At 71.1% G+C, this 18,132-nt stretch carries 14 protein-coding genes; 10 read left to right on the top strand and 4 right to left on the bottom strand.

Translation table 11 applies throughout. The features are described 5' to 3' along the window. Positions 1 to 55: 55 nt before the first annotated feature. The 8 genes from ACFYNL_RS28510 to ACFYNL_RS28475 all read left to right on the top strand — a co-directional run bounded on the left by ACFYNL_RS28510 (position 56) and on the right by ACFYNL_RS28475 (position 9,150). Positions 56 to 1,405 (top strand): inositol-3-phosphate synthase, encoded by a 1,350-nt coding sequence (locus ACFYNL_RS28510; protein ID WP_388808035.1) that lies wholly within the window; start codon positions 56 to 58, stop codon positions 1,403 to 1,405. After that, positions 1,402 to 2,484, top strand: a complete 1,083-nt coding sequence (locus ACFYNL_RS28505; protein WP_388808033.1) for an SCO3242 family prenyltransferase — start codon at positions 1,402 to 1,404, stop codon at positions 2,482 to 2,484. The genes ACFYNL_RS28510 and ACFYNL_RS28505 overlap by 4 nt, the downstream gene beginning before the upstream one ends. Further along, a complete protein-coding gene (locus ACFYNL_RS28500) occupies positions 2,481 to 3,506 on the top strand; it encodes a sugar phosphate isomerase/epimerase family protein (protein ID WP_388808032.1) in 1,026 nt (341 codons plus the stop codon). The genes ACFYNL_RS28505 and ACFYNL_RS28500 overlap by 4 nt, the downstream gene beginning before the upstream one ends. Then, positions 3,503 to 4,408 carry an EboA domain-containing protein gene (locus ACFYNL_RS28495; RefSeq protein ID WP_388808030.1) on the top strand — a complete coding sequence of 302 codons (906 nt, stop codon included), beginning with the start codon at positions 3,503 to 3,505 and terminating at the stop codon, positions 4,406 to 4,408. The genes ACFYNL_RS28500 and ACFYNL_RS28495 overlap by 4 nt, the downstream gene beginning before the upstream one ends. Beyond that, complete coding sequence (locus ACFYNL_RS28490; protein ID WP_388808028.1) at positions 4,408 to 5,352, top strand: TatD family hydrolase; 945 nt, start codon at positions 4,408 to 4,410, stop codon at positions 5,350 to 5,352. The genes ACFYNL_RS28495 and ACFYNL_RS28490 overlap by 1 nt, the downstream gene beginning before the upstream one ends. 3 nt (positions 5,353 to 5,355) lie before the next feature. Continuing rightward, positions 5,356 to 6,558, top strand: coding sequence for a metabolite traffic protein EboE (gene eboE / locus ACFYNL_RS28485; protein ID WP_388808027.1), 1,203 nt, complete (start codon positions 5,356 to 5,358; stop codon positions 6,556 to 6,558). Then, entirely contained in the window at positions 6,555 to 7,958 is a 1,404-nt protein-coding gene (locus tag ACFYNL_RS28480; protein WP_388808026.1) for an alkaline phosphatase family protein, read from the top strand. Before eboE ends, ACFYNL_RS28480 begins: the two co-directional genes overlap by 4 nt. Positions 7,959 to 8,073: 115 nt before the next feature. Further along, complete coding sequence (locus tag ACFYNL_RS28475) at positions 8,074 to 9,150, top strand: sugar phosphate isomerase/epimerase family protein (protein WP_388808025.1); 1,077 nt, start codon at positions 8,074 to 8,076, stop codon at positions 9,148 to 9,150. Positions 9,151 to 9,266: 116 nt separating this feature from the next. On the opposite strand, the gene ACFYNL_RS28470 is transcribed toward ACFYNL_RS28475, so the two are convergent. The 4 genes from ACFYNL_RS28470 to ACFYNL_RS28455 all read right to left on the bottom strand — a co-directional run bounded on the left by ACFYNL_RS28470 (position 9,267) and on the right by ACFYNL_RS28455 (position 15,860). Next, positions 9,267 to 10,655: an OFA family MFS transporter gene (locus ACFYNL_RS28470; RefSeq protein ID WP_388808024.1), complete on the bottom strand. Its 1,389-nt coding sequence runs from the start codon at positions 10,653 to 10,655 to the stop codon at positions 9,267 to 9,269. Between the two features lie 121 nt (positions 10,656 to 10,776). Further along, positions 10,777 to 12,921 (bottom strand): acetate--CoA ligase family protein, encoded by a 2,145-nt coding sequence (locus tag ACFYNL_RS28465; protein WP_388809059.1) that lies wholly within the window; start codon positions 12,919 to 12,921, stop codon positions 10,777 to 10,779. Positions 12,922 to 12,925: 4 nt separating this feature from the next. Further along, complete coding sequence (gene frc / locus ACFYNL_RS28460; RefSeq protein WP_388808022.1) at positions 12,926 to 14,167, bottom strand: formyl-CoA transferase; 1,242 nt, start codon at positions 14,165 to 14,167, stop codon at positions 12,926 to 12,928. A 10-nt stretch (positions 14,168 to 14,177) separates the two neighbouring features. Next, entirely contained in the window at positions 14,178 to 15,860 is a 1,683-nt protein-coding gene (locus tag ACFYNL_RS28455) for a thiamine pyrophosphate-binding protein (RefSeq protein WP_388808021.1), read from the bottom strand. Between the two features lie 144 nt (positions 15,861 to 16,004). Here ACFYNL_RS28455 and sucC point away from each other — a divergent pair, with 144 nt between their 5' ends. Then, positions 16,005 to 17,135, top strand: coding sequence for an ADP-forming succinate--CoA ligase subunit beta (sucC, locus tag ACFYNL_RS28450; RefSeq protein ID WP_388808020.1), 1,131 nt, complete (start codon positions 16,005 to 16,007; stop codon positions 17,133 to 17,135). A gap of 11 nt (positions 17,136 to 17,146) precedes the next feature. Then, positions 17,147 to 18,031 (top strand): succinate--CoA ligase subunit alpha, encoded by an 885-nt coding sequence (gene sucD / locus ACFYNL_RS28445; RefSeq protein WP_388808019.1) that lies wholly within the window; start codon positions 17,147 to 17,149, stop codon positions 18,029 to 18,031. Positions 18,032 to 18,132: the final 101 nt, after the last annotated feature.

The raw sequence follows: 18,132 nt of genomic DNA, 5'->3' as shown, positions 1-18,132 counted from the left end.
CCACCAGGGCCCGGCACACCGGGGTTCCCGTACGACGCCCGACAAGGAGGCTGCCATGTCCGCGTCCGTTTCGCCGTCCGCCGCACGCGTAGGGGTCTGGCTGATCGGGGCCCGCGGCTCCGTCGCCACGACCGTCGTCGCCGGGTGCGCCGCCGTCACCGCGGGCCTGCACCCACCGACGGGCCTGGTCACCGAGGCGCCGATGTTCGCGGACAGCGGGCTGCCCCCGCTGTCGTCCCTCGTCTTCGGCGGCCACGACACGGTCGACTGCCCCCTGCCCAAACGTGCCGAGGCCCTGGCGGCCGGCGGCGTCCTGCCCCAGGGCCTGCCCACGGCCGTCCGGGCCGAACTGTCCGCCGCGGACAGCGAGATCAGGCCCGGCGGCCCGCTCCCCGGCGACACACGCGACGATTCCGCCCTGATCGCCGCCTTCACCTCCGACATCGAGGACTTCGTACGGCGGTGCGGGCTCGGCAGGGCGGTCGTGGTGAACGTCGCCTCCACCGAGCCCTCGCCCACCGGCGCCGCCCTGCCCCCGAGTTCGCTGTACGCGGCGGCGGCCCTGCGCGCGGGCTGCCCGTACGTGAACTTCACGCCCTCGACAGGGCTGGACCACCCGGCGCTGGCATCCCTGCGGGCATCGACCGGCCTGCCGTACGCGGGCCGCGACGGCAAGACGGGCCAGACCCTGCTCCGGTCCGTGCTGGGCCCGATGTTCACGCAACGGGCCCTGACGGTCCGCGCCTGGTCCGGCACCAACCTTCTCGGCGGCGGCGACGGCGCCGCCCTCGCCGACCCGGCCGCCGCGGCGGCGAAGAACGCCGGCAAGGACCGGGTGCTGGCCGACACCCTCGCCACACCGCCCGAGGGCGAGGTCCACATCGACGACGTCCCCGTGCTCGGCGACTGGAAGACCGCATGGGACCACGTGGCCTTCGACGGCTTCCTCGGCACCCGCATGATCCTCCAGACCATCTGGCAGGGCTGCGACTCCTCCCTCGCCGCCCCTCTCGTCCTAGACCTGGCGCGCCTGACCGCCCGGGCCCACGAGACGGGCCTGTCCGGCCCGCTCGGCGAACTCGGCTTCTACTTCAAGGACCCCGCGGGGGAGGGACCCGCGGCACTGGGAGAGCAGTACGCGGCCCTGGGGCGGTTCGCGCAACGGCTGCGGGGAGCCGGAGCCGAGCCACCGCAAGACGCAGCGGGACCCGGCGGCGGGTGTGCCGGCGAGGGTGGGGTGAGGGCGCGTGACGGTGGGCGTTCTGCTGAGGTGGGCGGTGGGTGGGCTGGTGAGGGTGGGGTGAGGGCGCGTGACGGTGCGCGTTCTGCCGAGGCCGGCGGGTGGGCTGGCGAGGGTCGGGTGAGGGCGCGTGACGGTGCGCGTCCGGCCGAGGAGCAGCGGTGAGGCCGGAGGGCCCGGGGGCCGGGAACCGTCGGCGGGTGCGCGCCTGGGCCGAACTGCTGCGGCTGCCCGCCGTGTTCACGGTCCCGGGTGACGCCCTCGCGGGCGCCGCCGCGACCGCCGGGCGCCCCGACCGCCGTACTCTCCTCGCCATCGGTTCCTCCCTGTGCCTGTACGAGGCCGGCATGGCCCTCAACGACTGGGCGGACCGCGCGGAGGACGCCATGGAGCGCCCGCAACGCCCCCTCCCGTCCGGGCGCGTCCACCCCATCGCCGCCTTCACGGCCGCCTGTGGGCTGACCGGTGCCGGTCTGGCCCTCGCAGCCCGCGCCGGCCGCCCCGCGCTCGCCGTCGCCGTGCCGCTCGCGGCGACCGTCTGGGCCTACGATCTCGCCCTCAAGCACACGCCCGCCGGCCCCGCGGCCATGGCGGCCGCTCGTGCCCTGGACCTCCTCCTCGGCGCCGCCGCCACGAGCGGTCACACCAGAGCGGCCCTGCCGTCCGCGGCCCTGCTCGGCACGCACGCCCTCGCCGTCACGACGGTGTCCCGACAGGAGACGCAGGGCGGCTCGTCCCTGGCACCCCTCGCGGCCCTGACCACGACGGCCCTCCTGAGCGGACTGCTGACACGACGCCCCGCGCGACCGTCGGCGGGCGCTCGCGGCACAGCCGCCCGCGGTCTGCCGGACGCCCGTGCCGACGGTGCCGGGTCAGAGGCCGCTCACCGCAGGCCGGACGGCCACGGCCCGGTCGGCCAAGGCCCGGTCGGCCCGAGGGACGCCGCCCTCGCGCCCGCACAACGCCACCGGCATGACTCCGGCCCCACCGGCCGCACCCCTGCCGACGCCCTGGGCAGGGTCCTCGCGGCGGCCTACGGCGTCACCGCCGCACGCCCCTATCTCCACGCCACTCTCAACCCGTCACCTCCTTTGACCCAGCGAGCCGTCGGCGGCGGTATCCGCGCCACGATCCCGCTGCAGGCCGCACTGACCGCCCGGTCCGGAGCCGGTCTCACCGCCCTGCTCGTCGCCGGTCTCGCCCCACTCGGCAGACGGTTCGCAAGGACGGTGAGCGTCACATGAACCACCCGACGACCACTCCGGCCCACCCGACCGACACCCCGACAGCCGACGGCGGCCTTCACCGCACCGGACCCCGGCACGCTCCTCCCGGCCCCGGGACGCCCGCCGTCACCCCGCTCCGCTTCGGCTACGGCACCAACGGCCTCGCCGACCTCCGCCTCGACGACGCCCTCGCCCTGCTCGCCGACCTCGGCTACGACGGCGTCGGCCTGACGCTCGACCACATGCACCTCGATCCCCTCGCCGCGGACCTCGCCACCCGCACCCGTCACCTCGCGGCACGGCTGGACGCCCTCGGCCTGGAGGTCACCGTGGAGACCGGCGCCCGCTATGTGCTCGACCCCCGCCGCAAGCACGGCCCCTCCCTGCTGGACCCCGACCCGGACGACCGCGCACGCCGCGTCGACCTGCTGATCCGCGCCGTCCGCGTCGCCGCCGACCTCGGCGCCCACGCGGTCCACTGCTTCAGCGGGACCACTCCTCCCGCGACACCTCCCGAGACGGCATGGGACCACCTGGCCGACGCACTCTCCCCGGTCCTGGAGGCCGCCGGCACCGCGGGCGTTCCCCTCGCCGTCGAACCCGAACCGGGCCACCTCCTCGCCACCATCGCCGACTTCCACCGGCTCCGCCGAGCGCTCGGCGACCCGGAACACCTCGGCCTGACTCTCGACATCGGCCACTGCCAGTGCCTCGAACCCCTCCCTCCGGCCGACTGCGTACGCGCCGTCGCACCCTGGCTGCGACACGTCCAGATCGAGGACATGCGCCGCGGCGTCCATGAACACCTGCCCTTCGGCGAAGGCGAGATCGACTTCCCGCCGGTGCTCGCCGCCCTCGCCGCCACGGGCTACCAGGGACTGACCGTCGTCGAACTGCCCCGTCACTCCCACGCGGGCCCTCACTTCGCCGAGCTCTCCCTCCCGTTCCTGCGCGGCGCCGAGTCCACGGCCACCCGATCACCCGTACTCGCCCCGCCTCCCGGCGATCCCTCCGCCACCCCTGAAGGGAGCACCTCATGACGCAACCCCGCACCAACCCGGCCACCCCGGGTGCGGTCACCCCGGGAACCGCGAGCTTCTCCCGCCGGCAGGACGGGGAGGCCGGCCCGGGAGCCGGTGGCGAGGCCGGCCCCGAGACCCCTCGTGACTCGACCACGACGGCCCGGCCACGCCCCGACGGCGGCCCGGCCGATACCGAGGGCCCGCCGAACGCCCAGGCCACCACCACCCACCCCGTCTCCTCCCGCATCACATCCGCCCCCACCTCGCTCGCCGAGCTGCGCGGCCACCTCACCGCGCGCCTCGGCGCCGCCGCCCGCGGCTGGCTCCACAGGGCCCTCGACGAAGCCGCCACGCACCCCGGGACGCACGGACCCATCTCCGTCTGGGAGCTGCGCATCGCGGAAGCCGGCCGCCGCTGCGGCCCGGACCACGCCGACGCCGCCCGTGTCCTCATCCTGCACGCGGCCCGGGCCGACCCGGACGCCCTCGCCCGGGTCTACGCCCAGGGCACCGCCGACGAACGCCGCGCCGTCCTGCACGCCCTGCCGCACCTCGTGCCCGGCCCGCAAGCACTGCCGCTCGTCGAGGACGCCCTGCGTACCAACGACACCCGGCTCCTCGCCGCCGCCGTCGGCCCTTATGCCGCCCGACACCTCGACGCCCACCAGTGGCGGCACGCCGTACTGAAGTGCCTGTTCACGGGCGTGCCCGTCGAGACCGTGAGCGACCTGGGCCGCCGCGCGCACCACGACGCGGAACTCGCCCGCATGGTGGCCGACTACGCCGCCGAACGCACCGCCGCAGGCCGACCCGTACCCGACGACCTGCACCGTGTCCTGGCCCTCACCGACCCCGCGGCCACCCCACCCGCGCCCGCCGCCCCGCGCGGCAGCCGCGGAACCGACGGCAAGGAGTCCTGATGCGCCTCTTCGACCCCCACATCCACATGACGTCGCGCACCACCGACGACTACGAGGCCATGTACGCCGCCGGCGTCCGCGCCCTCGTCGAGCCCTCCTTCTGGCTCGGCCAGCCCCGCACCTCTCCCGCCTCCTTCCTCGACTACTTCGACTCCCTGCTCGGCTGGGAGCCCTTCCGCGCCGCCCAGTACGGCATCGCCCACCACTGCACGCTCGCCCTCAACCCCAAGGAGGCGAACGACCCCCGCTGTGTCCCCGTCCTCGACGAACTGCCCCGCTATCTGGTCAAGGACCGCGTGGTCGCCGTGGGCGAGATCGGCTACGACTCGATGACCCCCGCCGAGGACACCGCCCTCGCCGCCCAGCTCCAGCTCGCGGCCGACCACGAGCTGCCCGCGCTGGTCCACACCCCGCACCGCGACAAGCTGGCCGGACTGCGCCGCACCCTCGATGTCGTCCGGGAGTCCGCGCTGCCCCCGGATCACGTCCTCGTCGACCATCTCAACGAGACGACGGTCAAGGAGGCCAAGGACAGCGGCTGCTGGCTGGGCTTCTCCGTCTATCCCGACACCAAGATGGACGAGGAGCGGATGGTGGCGATCCTGCGCGCCTACGGAACCGAGCAGGTGCTCGTCAACTCCGCCGCCGACTGGGGCAGGAGCGACCCCCTGAAGACCCGCAAGGTCGCCGACCTGATGCTGGCCAAGGGCTTCGGCGAGGACGACGTCGACCAGGTGCTGTGGCGCAACCCCGTCGCCTTCTACGGCCTCAGCGGCCGTCTCACCCTCGACGTCACGGCCCCCGAGGCGACCCACGAGGGCAACTCCATCCTGCGCGGCAGCCCCAAGGAGCCCGCCGAGACCTCCCCGGACGGGCCCGGAGGACCGTCCGGCGCGGCCGGTCGGCGGGACGCCCCCGCGCCCGACCCCGCCCCGGGGGCGTGAGCCATGCGCTTCCGCCACCCCGACGGCTCCACCGTCCACCTCGCCTACTGCACCAACGTCCACCCGGCCGAGACCCTCCACGGTGTCCTCGCCCAACTCCGCGACCACTGCGAACCCGTCCGCAGGCGCCTCGGCCGCGACCGCCTCGGCATCGGCCTGTGGCTCGCCAGGGACGCCGCGCACGCCCTCGTCTCCGACCCCTCCGCTCTGCGCGGCCTGCGCAGCGAGCTCGACCGGCGCGGCCTGGAGGTCGTCACCCTCAACGGCTTCCCCTATGAGGGTTTCGGTGCCGAAGAGGTCAAGTACCGCGTCTACAAGCCCGACTGGGCCGACCCCGAACGCCTCGACCACACGACCGCCCTGGCCCGCGTCCTCGCCCAACTCCTCCCCGACGACGTCACCCGGGGCAGCATCTCCACCCTGCCCCTCGCCTGGCGCACCGCCTGTGACGACGGCCGCGCGGACACCGCCCGCACCGCCCTGCGCACCCTCGCCGAACGCCTCGACGCCCTGCAGGATCTGACCGGACGCGACATCCGCGTCGGCCTCGAACCCGAACCCGGGTGCGTCGTCGAGACCACCGGCGACGCCATCGCCCCCCTCACCGCGATCGGCCACGACCGCATCGGCATCTGCGTCGACACCTGCCACCTCGCCACCTCCTTCGAAGACCCGCACACCGCCCTGGACGCGCTCACCGAAGCCCGCGTCCCCGTCGTCAAGTCCCAGCTCTCAGCCGCCCTGCACGCCGAACAGCCTCACCTTCCCGAGGTCCGCGAGGCACTGGCTGCCTTCGACGAACCCCGCTTCCTGCACCAGACCCGGACCTCCCCCACGCACCCCGACCGAGCGGGAGGGAGCTCCACCGCCGCCGGCCTGCACGGCACCGACGACCTCGGCGAGGCGCTCAAGGCCGACACCCTGCCCGACGCCTCCCCGTGGCGCGCCCACTTCCACGTCCCGCTCCACGCGGCTCCCGCCGCACCCCTCACCTCCACCCTCGCCGTCCTCAAGGCCGCACTGACCCGGCTCGTCGGCGGCCCGCACCCGCTCACCACCCACCTGGAGGTGGAGACCTACACCTGGCAGGCCCTGCCGCCCGAACTGCGCCCCCGGGGCCGCCATCAGCTGACCGACGGCATCGCCGCCGAACTCACCCTCGCCCGCGATCTGTTGACCGACCTGGGTCTTAAGGAGCTGCCATGAGCACCCACCGGAGGGATCCCGGCGACGGCCCCACCCCGCTCCTCGTTCTCGACGTCGTCGGCCTCACCCCCCGTCTCCTCGACCACATGCCTTACCTCAGGACCCTCGCCCGGACCGGCTCCCACGCGCCGCTCGGCACCGTGCTGCCCGCCGTCACCTGCGCGGCCCAGTCCACCTTCCTGACCGGCACCCATCCGTCGGAGCACGGCATCGTCGGCAACGGCTGGTACTTCCGTGACCTCGGCGAGGTACTCCTGTGGCGCCAGCACAACGGACTGGTCGCCGGCGACAAACTGTGGGACGCCGCCCGCCGCGCCCACCCGGGCTACACCGTCGCCAACATCTGCTGGTGGTACGCCATGGGCGCCGACACCGACATCACCGTCACCCCCCGTCCGATCTACTACTCCGATGGCCGCAAGGAACCCGACTGCTACACGCGCCCGTCCGCCCTGCACGACGAACTCACCCAGAAATTCGGGACCTTCCCGCTCTTCCACTTCTGGGGCCCCGGCGCGGACCTCGTGTCCAGCCGCTGGATCATCGACGCGACCCGGCACGTCAACCGCACCCGACATCCCGACCTGACCCTGTGCTACCTCCCTCATCTCGACTACGACCTGCAGCGCTTCGGCCCCGACGACCCGCGCTCACTGAAGGCGGCGACCGAACTGGACGCCGCACTGGCCCCGTTGCTGGACGACGCACGCGCCGAGGGCCGGACCGTCGTCGCGCTGTCCGAGTACGGCATCACCCGCGTGCACCGGCCCGTCGACATCAACCGGGCCCTGCGGCGGGCAGGCCTGCTGGAGGTGCACACCCAGGACGGCATGGAGTATCTGGACCCGATGGCGTCACGCGCCTTCGCGGTCGCCGACCACCAGATCGCCCATGTCTACGTACGCCGACCGGAAGACCTCGACGTGGCCCGAGCGGCCCTGGAGGGGCTGCCCGGGATCGAGCAACTCCTCGACGACGAGGGCAAGAAGGCCCACCATCTCGACCACCCGCGCTCCGGCGAACTGATCGCCGTCGCGGAGCCGGACGCCTGGTTCACGTACTACTACTGGCTCGACGACGCCCGCGCGCCCGACTTCGCGCGACTCGTCGAGATCCACCGCAAACCCGGCTACGACCCGGTCGAGCTCTTCATGGATCCCCTCGACCCCTACGTCAAGGTCAAGGCCGCGACCGCGCTGGCGCGCAAGAAACTCGGCATGCGTTACCGCATGGCGGTCGTGCCCCTGGACCCGTCACCTATTCGCGGCAGCCACGGCCGCCTCCCTGCGAGCGACGACGACGGTCCGCTCCTCATCTGCTCCACCCCCCGCGCTGTCGGCGACCGTGTCGCGGCCACCGATGTGAAGTCACTGCTGCTCCAACTCGCCGGCCTCGGCTGACCGGTCACGACCGGTACACGTCTGCTGCCCGGCCCTGTCGACCCGTCTCTTCCGACTGGTCACCAGTAGAGCACTCACCACTGACAACGGCCCCCCATCCCAAGGAGTTCCAGGAATGAGCCGCTTTTCCCAGCCCGACCCCGAACTCGCCCACCGCCTCAGCAGACGAGGCATGCTCGGCGTGGCCGCGGGTGCCACGGCCGCCGCGCTGGTGGGCGCGGCGGCGGCCCCCGCGACCGCCGCTTCCGCGACCGCCGCCTCCGCGACCGCGGGCCCCGCGGCCGACACCGCCTCGCGTGGCGCCGGCCGGGGCCGCCCCGTCCTCCCGCCCGGCCGCCTCGGAATCCAGCTGTACAGCCTGCGCGACAAGGTCTCCACGCTCGGTTTCGCGGCCGTCTTCGCCGAACTGGAGAAGTACGGCTACGACGAGGTCGAGTTCGCCGGCTACACGCAGGGCTCGGCCGGCCCGATCACCCTCGCCCGGCTCAAGCGCCTGGCACGCGACCACGGCCTGAACCCGATCGGCAGCCACGTCGGCTACTACTCCGACGACCCGGGCGCCTACACCTTCGCGCAGAACCTCACCAAGGTCCTCGACGACGCCGAGGCACTGGGCCTGAAGCACATAGGGACCGCGTCCGGGCCGTTCCGCTACGGTTCCACCGTGGACGCCTGGAAGCGTGCCGCCGAGGAGTTCAACACCTACGGGGCGGCGGCGAAGGCGCGGGGCATGAAGTTCTACCAGCACAACCACTCCGAGGAGTTCTCCTTCGCCAGCGACAACCCCAAGGTCCGCCTCTACGACGTCCTGCTCCGAGAGACCGACCCGGACCTCGTCTACCTGGAGATGGACATCTACTGGGCGTACTCGGGCCAGTTCCGCTTCTCCAAGCGGCCCGACGGTTCCTCCGCCCCCTTCGAGCCCCTGGACTACGTACTGAAGCAGCCGCACCGCTACCCGCTCTTCCACGTCAAGGACGGCGTGAGCGACCCGGCGAACACCTACGGCTACCGCATGGTCGACGTAGGCGACGGAGACATCGACTACCAGCGGTTCATCTCGGCCGTGACCAGGTTGCGCGGACACCGGTTCGCCCACCACTGGCAGGCGGAGCACGACAACCCGAGCGAGTCCTTCACCTTCGCACGCCGTTCGAGTGAGCACCTGCACTCGCTGCGGGAGAAGTGCTGATCGCACGCCCTCCGAGATGCTGATCGCACGCCCTCCGAGATGAGGAGGCCCTCCCCTCAGGGGGAGGGCCTCCTCATCTCAGGCCGCGATCTTTCGACGTACCGTCCGACGTCACGTCAGGCTGTGTCCTCGCCGAGCGGTTGCGGGTTGGGAGCGATGCGGTGTGTTTCCTTCTCGCGCCCGGGAGGGGTCAGGAACACAGCCACGCAGCCGGCGAACAGCGAGATGGAGCCGGCCAGGATGAAGGCACCGGAGTGCCCCCAGGCACCGACGACCACGGCACCCATGCCGGCACCCAGACCGGAGACGAGCTTGGCGCTGTAGACCATGCCGTAGTTGGACGCGTTGTTGTTCTCGCCGAAGTAGTCGGCGGTGAGCGCCGCGAACATCGGGAAGATGGCGCCGCCGCCGAAGCCGGAGATCGAGGAGAAGATCAGGAACAGCGGAAGGTTCTGGGCCTCGGCCGACCAGAGGATGCCGTACTGGGAGAGGCCGAGGATCACGCATACGACGAGCAGGCACCGCTTGCGCCCGTACAAGTCGGAGAGCCAGCCGATGACACCGCGGCCGGTGCCGTTGACGATCGCCTTCAAGGACATCGCCGTGGCGACGATGCCGCCGGCGAAGCCGGCCTCCTCGCCGATGTCCACCTGGAAGGCGATGCCGAAGATGTTCACACCGGACGTGCACGCCAGGCAGAACCACATCAGGGCCACCCGGCCGGTCTTCCACGCTTCCACGGGGGAGTACTGGCGGACCGCCGGCGGGTTCATCCGCAGCGAGCGGGCCGCGCGCGGGTCCTTCGGCGGGTTCAGCGGGTCGATCGCGGAGGGCCACCAGTTCTTCGGCGGATCCTTGAAGAAGAAGCCGGAGAACGCGACGATCCCGGCCAGGAACACACCCACCGACACCAGCACCCAGCGGAAGTTGGTCAGATCCATGTAGCCGTTGAAGAGGAAGACGAAGGGCACCGAGCCGTAGGCGAAACCACCGTTTACGAACCCCGTCTTGCCGCCCTTGCGCTCCGGATACCACTTGCCCACCATGTTGACGCACGTGGCGTACACCATGCCCGCGCCCATGCCGCTGAACATGCTGAACCCGATGTAGGCGAAGACGACGTGCGGTGCGAAGGCCAGCGACAGATAGCCCAGCAAGGTGCCCGTCGCGCCGAGCATCATCGCCCAGCGGGCCGGCAGCTTGCCGCTCTCACGCAGTTTGCCCGCGGGGAAGGCCACCGCGGCCTGGAAGAAGACCCAGACGGTCATCATCCAGAAGATGTGCATGCTGTTCCAGTGGTGAGCCGTGTGCAGGGTGTCCTCGGCGGACGCGAACGCGTACTCGGCGGAGGAGATACCCATCATGCCGATCCACGGCAGGATCACCATCCACTTGCGTTTGCGGCCCATGATGTCGATGTCGGACTCGCCGACGCGGTAGACGCGTCCGTTCTTGTCGGTCACCTCGCGATAGGCGGCGACCCGTGGTACGTCGGTGGTTGTCACGTTGGTTGCACCCCTTGCGTCGAAAGTTCTGGCCAGCGCCCCCTGTCCAATGCCTTTCGTGCGCGCGCGGGTCCCGGAGCCGGCCGACGCGCATCGTCGGCCGGCCCCCCGCTGCCTCACTTCATGAACCGCCCCCCAACAACCCCGCGGCCCGCGCCCACCGGTACTTGGCGCCCAGCACCGCCACCGGCTGCTCGGTCGTGTACGGGTACGCCACGACCCCCTGCTCGTACAGGTACCGGCAGGCGTCCTCCACCTCCACGTCACCCGCGAGCGACGCGACGACCGGCTTCTCGATGCCCCGCTCCCGGAATTCGGCCACCACGCGCGCGGTGAGCTCGGCGAAGACCATCGGGGGAGTGACGATCGTGTGCCAGTAGCCCAGGACCAGCGCGTGGATGCGTGGATCCTCCAGGCCGAGCCGGATCGTCGCCTCGTACGTCGACGGCGGCTCACCGCCCGTGATGTCCACCGGGTTGCCCGCCGCCCCGAAGGGCGGGATGAACTTCCGGAAGGCCTCGTCCAGGTCCGGCGGGATCTCCATCAGCGACAGGCCGTTGTCGGTGACCGCGTCCGACAGCAGCACCCCGCTGCCGCCGGCGCCGGTGATGATGACGATGTTGTCGCCCTCGGGAGTGGGAAGCACCGGCAACGCGCGCGCGTACTCCAGCATCTCGTTCAGACCGGGCGCCCGGATGACGCCGGCCTGCCTGAGGATGTCGTCGTACACGGCGTCGTCGCCGGCCAAAGCGCCGGTGTGCGATCCGGCGGCCTTGGCGCCCGCGGCCGTACGTCCCGCCTTCAGCACCACGACCGGCTTGATCGGTACGGTCGCCCGCGCCGCCTCGACAAAGGCGCGCCCGTCCTTGAGGTCCTCCAGGTGCATCGCGATGCACTCGGTGTGCGGGTCCTCGCCGAACCAGGTCAGCAGGTCGTCCTCGTCGAGATCCGACTTGTTGCCCAGACCCACGATCGCGGACACGCCGGTCCTGGTGGTCCGCGCGAACCCCAGGATGGCCATTCCGATGCCCCCGGACTGCGAGGTCAGTGCCACGCCGCCCTTGACGTCGTACGGCGTGCAGAACGTGGCGCACAGGTCCTGCCACGTCGAGTAGTAGCCGTAGATGTTCGGACCGAGCAGCCGGACGCCGTGCCGCTCGGCGATCTCCACGATCTCCGCCTGGAGTTCGTGCTCACCGGTCTCCGCGAACCCGGAGGGGATGAGCACGGCGTTGGGGATCCCCTTGCGTCCCACCTCCTCCAGGGCCGAGGCCACGAACTTGGCGGGGATGGCGAAGACCGCCACATCCACCTCACCGGGAACGTCGGTGACACTCTTGTAAGCCTTGCGGCCCAGGATGTCATCGGACTTGGGGTTCACCGGGTGGATGTCCCCGGCGAAACCACCGTCGATGAGGTTGCGCATGACCGAATTGCCGATCTTGCCCTGCTCGTTGGAGGCCCCGATGACAGTGACCGACGACGGCTGCATCAACCGGCGCATGGAAGTGAGGATCTCGTCGCGCGTGTAACGCCTGCGCTCCTTGGGGGCAGCGGTGGAGAGGATCACCCGGATGTCGGCCGCCACCGCCCCCTCCGAGGTGGCGATCACCGGGTTGAGGTCCACCTCCGCGATCTCCGGGAAGTCCGCCACGAGTTGGGAGACGCGGCGGATCTGCTCGGCGATCGCCCACCGGTCCACCCCTGCCTGCCCGCGTACGCCGTGCAGGATCTCCGCCGACCGGATCGAGTCCAGCATGGACAGCGCCTCGTCGGCGCCGATGGGCGCGAGGCGGAAGGTGACGTCCTTCAGGACCTCGACGAGCACCCCGCCGAGCCCGAAGGCGACGACCTTCCCGAACGTCGGATCGGTCACCGCGCCGACGATGACCTCCTGCCCCTTGGGCAGCAGCTCCTGGACCTGCACGCCCTCGATCCGGGCGTCCGCGTCGTACGCGCGCGCGTTGTCGACGATCCGGTGGAACGCGGCCCGTACGTCCGTCGGTCCTTCGACGCCCACGATGACGCCGCCCGCGTCGGTCTTGTGCAGGATGTCCGGCGAGACGATCTTCATGACGACGGGCCCGCCGATGCGCGCCGCGTACGCCACCGCCTCGTCGACGTCCGTCGCCAGCTCCTCACCCGGTACGGCGATCCCGTAGGCGTCGGCGATCACCTTGCCCTCGGGCGCGGTCAGCGCGGTGCGTCCCTCGGCCCGAACGGAGTCGAGGAGCGTCCGCACCCGCAGGACGCGGTCTTCGGCCATCACGTCAGATCACTCCGTTCGACTTGAGCAGGCGCACTTCCTCGTCGCCGAGGCCGAGCTCGCCGATGTAGACCTCTTCGTTGTGCTCGCCGAGCAGCGGTGAACTGGAGACCTCGACGGGGGAGTCGGAGAGCTTGAGCGGACTGCCCACGGTGACGAACTCGCCCCGCTCGGGGTGCGGCACCGTGATGACCATCTCGTTGGCGACCAGCGAGGGGTCCTCGATGATCTCCCTGGTCGAAAGAATCGGCCCACAGGGGATGTTGTGGGCGTTGAGCCGCTCCAGCACCTCCCACTTGGGCAGGGTCGAGGACCACTCCTCGATCAGCTGGAACATCTTGTTCAGCTTGGGCAGCCGCGCCTGCGGCGTCGCCCACTCGGGGTCCTCGGCGAGCTCCGGCCGGCCGATGAGCCGACTGATCGGCTGCCAGCCGACGGGCTGCACGATCACGTACACGTAGTCGTTCGGGCCGCCCGGCGCGCACTTGACCGCCCAGCCGGGCTGACCGCCGCCGGAGGCGTTCCCGGACCTGGGAACCTCCGTGCCGAAGTCGTCGTTGGGATATTCACGGAGCGGGCCATGGGCCAGACGCTGCTGATCGCGCAGCTTCACCCGGCAGAGGTTGAGCACAGCGTGCTGCATGGCCACGTTGACCCGCTGCCCGCGCCCGGTGTTCTCGCGCTGGAACAGCGCCGCGAGAATCCCCGCCACGGCGTGCACGCCCGTCCCCGAGTCCCCGATCTGGGCCCCCGTCGCCAGCGGCGGTCCGTCCTCGAAGCCGGTGGTCGACATCGACCCGCCCATGGCCTGCGCGACGACCTCGTACGCCTTGAAGCCGGTGTACGGGCCCTCGCCGAACCCCTTGATGGAGGCATAGACGATACATGGATTGATCTCCTGGATGCGGTCCCAGGTGAAGCCCATACGGTCGACCGCGCCCGGGCCGAAGTTCTCGACCATGACGTCGGAACGCCGGATCAACTCGGTGAGGATCTCCTTGCCGCGCTCGGTCTTGGTGTTGAGGGTGATGCTCCGCTTGTTGCAGTTGAGCATCGTGAAGTAGAGGGAGTCGACGTCCGGGAGATCGCGCAGCTGCCGCCGCGTGATGTCACCGGTCGGCGCCTCCAGCTTGACGACGTCCGCCCCGAGCCAGGCGAGCAGCTGGGTCGCGGAGGGCCCGGACTGGACGTGGGTCATGTCCAGGACGCGGATGCCTGCGAGAGCCTTGGTCGGCGTACCCGTCATGGTGGCCACCTCACTTGTACATGGTCTGGTTCATGGTTCCGGGGGCGTACGCGTCGGGGTCGACCCAGACGTTGATCAGCGAGGGCTTCCCTGATTCGCGGGCGCGCCGCAGAGCGGGACCGATGTCGGCGGGGTCGCGGACCTCCTCGCCGTAACCCCCCAGCATCTGCGCGAACTTGTCGTAGTGGACGTCACCGAGCGTGTTGCCGACCCGTTCTCGCTCCAAGCCGTACTTCTGGGCCTGGCCGTAGCGGATCTGGTTCATGGAGGAGTTGTTGCCGACGATGCCGACGAAGGGGAGGTCGTAGCGGACCAGAGTCTCGAAGTCCCATCCGGTCAGGGAGAACGCGCCGTCGCCGAAGAGTGCGACGACTTCCTTGTCGGGCCGCGCCTGCTTGGCCGCGAGCACGAACGGCACCCCGACGCCGAGCGTGCCCAGCGGACCCGGGTCCATCCAGTGACCCGGAGACTTGGGCTGCACGACCTGACCGGAGAAGGTGACGATGTCACCGCCGTCGCCGATGTAGATCGAGTCCTCGGTGAGGAAGTCGTTGATCTCGCTGACCAGCCGGTACGGGTGGATGGGCGAGGCGTTCGACTTCAGGCTGGGCAGCCGCTTCTCCAGGGCGGTCTGCTCGGCCGCGCGCAGCTCGTCGAGCCACTCCTTGCGCTTGGACGCGCCCCCGTCGACGCGCCCGGAGGCCGCGTCGGTCACCGACTTCAGCACCAGCCCGGCATCGCCCACGATCCCGAGGTCGATGTCGCGGTTCTTGCCGACGGTGCGGTAGTCGAGGTCGATCTGCACGACGGTCGCGTCCGGCGACAGCCGCTTGCCGTAGCCCATGCGGAAGTCGAAGGGCGTGCCGACGATGACGATGACGTCGGCGCCTGAGAACGCGTACCGGCGCGACAGCTGGAAGTGGTGCGGGTCGCCGGGCGGCAGCGTGCCGCGGCCCGCGCCGTTCATGTAGGCGGGGATGTTGAGGGTGCGCACCAGCTCGATGGCCGCCTCGGTGCCGCGTGTCGTCCACACCTGGCCGCCGAGCAGGATGGCCGGCTTCTCGGCGTGGACCAGCAGGTCGGCGAGCTTCTCGATGGCCTCCGGGTCGCCCGCCGAGCGGGTTGAGGCCCGGTAGGCGCCCTGCTTGGGCACGCGTGCCTTGCTCACCGGCACCTTGGCGTCGAGGACATCGCGCGGGATCTCCAGGAAGGAGGGGCCGGGAGCGCCGTGGTAGCACTCGCGGAACGCCATCGACACCATGTCCGCCGCCCGCGCCGTGTCCGGCACGGCGGCGGCGAACTTGGTGATCGGCGTCATCATGTCGACGTGCGGCAGGTCCTGCAGGGACCCCATCTTGTGCTGGGTGAGGGCGCCTTGGCCGCCGATGAGGAGCATCGGCGACTCGGCGCGGAAGGCGTTGGCGACGCCGGTGACGGCGTCGGTGGTGCCGGGGCCCGCGGTGACGACCGCGCAGCCGGGCTTGCCGGTGATACGGGCGTAGCCGTCCGCGGCGTGGGCGGCGACCTGCTCGTGGCGGACGTCGACGACCTCGATGCCCTCGTCGACGCAGCCGTCGTAGATGTCGATGATGTGGCCGCCGCACAGGGTGTAGATGCGGTCGACCCCCTCGGCCTTCAGCGCCTTGGCTACGAGATGACCACCGGAAATGACGTCCTGGGTGTCGTCGGGCATGGCGAAGTCCTGTCCCTTCGTAGGGGGTGGGAACGCTCTCGCGGTACATTGCATACAGTCGACGAATACTGTATGAACCTTGTTATCCCGCATCCGGTGGGTGGTGTCCAGGGGGCGTGCGGCACTTTTGAGTCAGGAGCCGGAATGGACCTGTACGAACACCAGGCAAGGGAACTCTTCGAAGAACACGGCATCTTGGTGCCGCGGGCAGAGGTGACCGACTCACCCAAGGAGGCCCGCGAGATCGCTCGCCGGCTCGGCGGCCGAGTCGTCGTCAAGGCGCAGGTGAAGACCGGCGGGCGCGGCAAGGCGGGCGGGGTGAAGCTCGCCGCGGACCCCGCGGCCGCCGAGATCACCGCACGCCAGATCCTCGGCATGGACATCAAGAGCCACACCGTCGGCAAGGTGATGCTGGCGCAACCCGTGGACATCGAGAACGAGTTCTACGTGTCCTACGTACTCGACCGCGCGGCGGGCGGGTTCCTCGCGATCGCCTCCGCCGAGGGCGGCATGGAGATCGAGGAGGTCGCCGCGAGCCGGCCCCAGGCCGTCGCGCGCATCCCGGTCGACCCGGCCGAGGGCGTGACCTCCGCCAAGGCGGGCGAGATCGCGGAGGCGGCCGGACTGCCCCCGCAGACCGTCGACACCCTCGTACGGTTGTGGGAGGTGCTGGTCCGCGAGGACGCCCTCCTCGTCGAGGTGAACCCGCTCGTGCGCACCGCCCAGGGACAGATCCTCGCCCTGGACGGCAAGGTCACTCTCGACGACAACGCCCGCTTCCGGCAGGCACGCTGGGGTGCCGACGACGTCGAGCACGACGACGCGCTGGAAGCGGCGGCCGCCGCCAAGGGGCTCAACTACGTCAAGCTCGACGGTGAGGTCGGCATCATCGGCAACGGCGCCGGCCTGGTCATGTCCACCCTCGACGTGGTCGCGGGCTGCGGCGCCCGCCCCGCCGACTTCCTCGACATCGGAGGTGGGGCATCGGCCCAGATCATGGCCGACGGCCTGTCCGTCATCCTCTCCGACCCGGCCGTGAAGTCGGTCCTCGTCAACGTCTTCGGCGGGATCACCGCGTGCGACGCGGTCGCCGACGGCATCGTGCGGGCCCTGGACAGCGTCCAGTTGACCAAGCCGCTCGTCGTACGCCTCGACGGGAACAACGCCGCTCGCGGCCGGGCCATCCTCGACGACCGGGCACACCCGCTGGTCCAGCAGGCCACCACCATGGACGGCGCCGCGCTGCGGGCCGCCCAACTCGCCGCCGCAGCCTGAGGAGACACGCCATGGCCATCTACGTCACCAAGGAGAGCAAGGTCCTCGTCCAGGGCATGACCGGCGGCGAGGGCATGAAGCACACCCGGCGGATGCTCGCCGTCGGCACGAACGTCGTCGGTGGCGTCAACCCGCGCAAAGCGGGCCGCACCGTCGACTTCGACGACCGCGCGGTGCCCGTCTTCGGGTCGGTCGCCGACGGTATGCGAGCGACCGGCGCCGACGTGACCGTCGTCTTCGTGCCGCCCGCCTTCACCGGGGCAGCCGTCGTCGAGGCCGCCGACGCCGGCATCGCACTGGCGGTCGTGATCACCGAAGGCATCCCCGTCCACGACTCCGTCACCTTCACCGCGTACGCGAAGACCAAGGGCACCCGCGTCATCGGCCCCAACTGCCCCGGCCTGATCACCCCCGGCCAGTCCAACGCCGGCATCATCCCGCCCGACATCACCAAGCCCGGCCCCATCGGCCTGGTCTCCAAGTCGGGCACACTCACCTACCAGCTGATGTACGAGCTGCGCGACATCGGCTTCTCGACCTGCGTCGGCATCGGCGGCGACCCGGTGATCGGCACCACGCACATCGACTGCCTGGCCGCCTTCCAGGACGACCCCGACACCGAACTGATCGTGCTCATCGGCGAGATCGGCGGCGACGCCGAGGAACGCGCGGCCGCGTACATCCGGGACCACGTCACCAAGCCGGTCGTCGGCTACATCGCCGGGTTCACCGCCCCCGAGGGCAAGACGATGGGGCACGCCGGAGCGATCGTGTCCGGCTCGTCCGGTACGGCGGCGGCGAAGAAGGAGGCACTGGAAGCCGTAGGGGTACGGGTCGGCGGCACGCCCACCGAGACGGCCCGCCTGGTGCTGGACCGCCTCGCCTCGCAGACGTGATGTCACTCATGGCCGCACCGGGCCGCGTGCAGACGTGCCCGAGCCCCGCCGGCTTCCGTCGCACCCGTCGACAACCGCCCCCGACTGTGCACCGAGAGCGG

Origin of the sequence: Streptomyces sp. NPDC007808 (assembly GCF_042868655.1) — a bacterium.
In the GTDB taxonomy this organism is placed as follows: Bacteria; Actinomycetota; Actinomycetes; order Streptomycetales; family Streptomycetaceae; genus Streptomyces.
Note: the sequence above shows the minus strand (reverse complement) of the source record. Positions and strands in the feature narration are given on the sequence as shown.

Excerpts from the sequence above, each read along its gene's own strand:
- ACFYNL_RS28510 (WP_388808035.1), top strand. The coding sequence starts at position 56 with ATGTCCGCGTCCGTTTCGCCGTCCGCCGCACGCGTAGGGGTCTGGCTG.
- ACFYNL_RS28500 (WP_388808032.1), top strand. The coding sequence starts at position 2,481 with ATGAACCACCCGACGACCACTCCGGCCCACCCGACCGACACCCCGACA.
- ACFYNL_RS28495 (WP_388808030.1), top strand. The coding sequence starts at position 3,503 with ATGACGCAACCCCGCACCAACCCGGCCACCCCGGGTGCGGTCACCCCG.
- ACFYNL_RS28490 (WP_388808028.1), top strand. The coding sequence starts at position 4,408 with ATGCGCCTCTTCGACCCCCACATCCACATGACGTCGCGCACCACCGAC.
- eboE (WP_388808027.1), top strand. The coding sequence starts at position 5,356 with ATGCGCTTCCGCCACCCCGACGGCTCCACCGTCCACCTCGCCTACTGC.
- ACFYNL_RS28480 (WP_388808026.1), top strand. The coding sequence starts at position 6,555 with ATGAGCACCCACCGGAGGGATCCCGGCGACGGCCCCACCCCGCTCCTC.
- ACFYNL_RS28475 (WP_388808025.1), top strand. The coding sequence starts at position 8,074 with ATGAGCCGCTTTTCCCAGCCCGACCCCGAACTCGCCCACCGCCTCAGC.
- ACFYNL_RS28465 (WP_388809059.1), bottom strand. The coding sequence starts at position 12,921 with ATGGCCGAAGACCGCGTCCTGCGGGTGCGGACGCTCCTCGACTCCGTT.
- frc (WP_388808022.1), bottom strand. The coding sequence starts at position 14,167 with ATGACGGGTACGCCGACCAAGGCTCTCGCAGGCATCCGCGTCCTGGAC.
- ACFYNL_RS28455 (WP_388808021.1), bottom strand. The coding sequence starts at position 15,860 with ATGCCCGACGACACCCAGGACGTCATTTCCGGTGGTCATCTCGTAGCC.
- sucC (WP_388808020.1), top strand. The coding sequence starts at position 16,005 with ATGGACCTGTACGAACACCAGGCAAGGGAACTCTTCGAAGAACACGGC.
- sucD (WP_388808019.1), top strand. The coding sequence starts at position 17,147 with ATGGCCATCTACGTCACCAAGGAGAGCAAGGTCCTCGTCCAGGGCATG.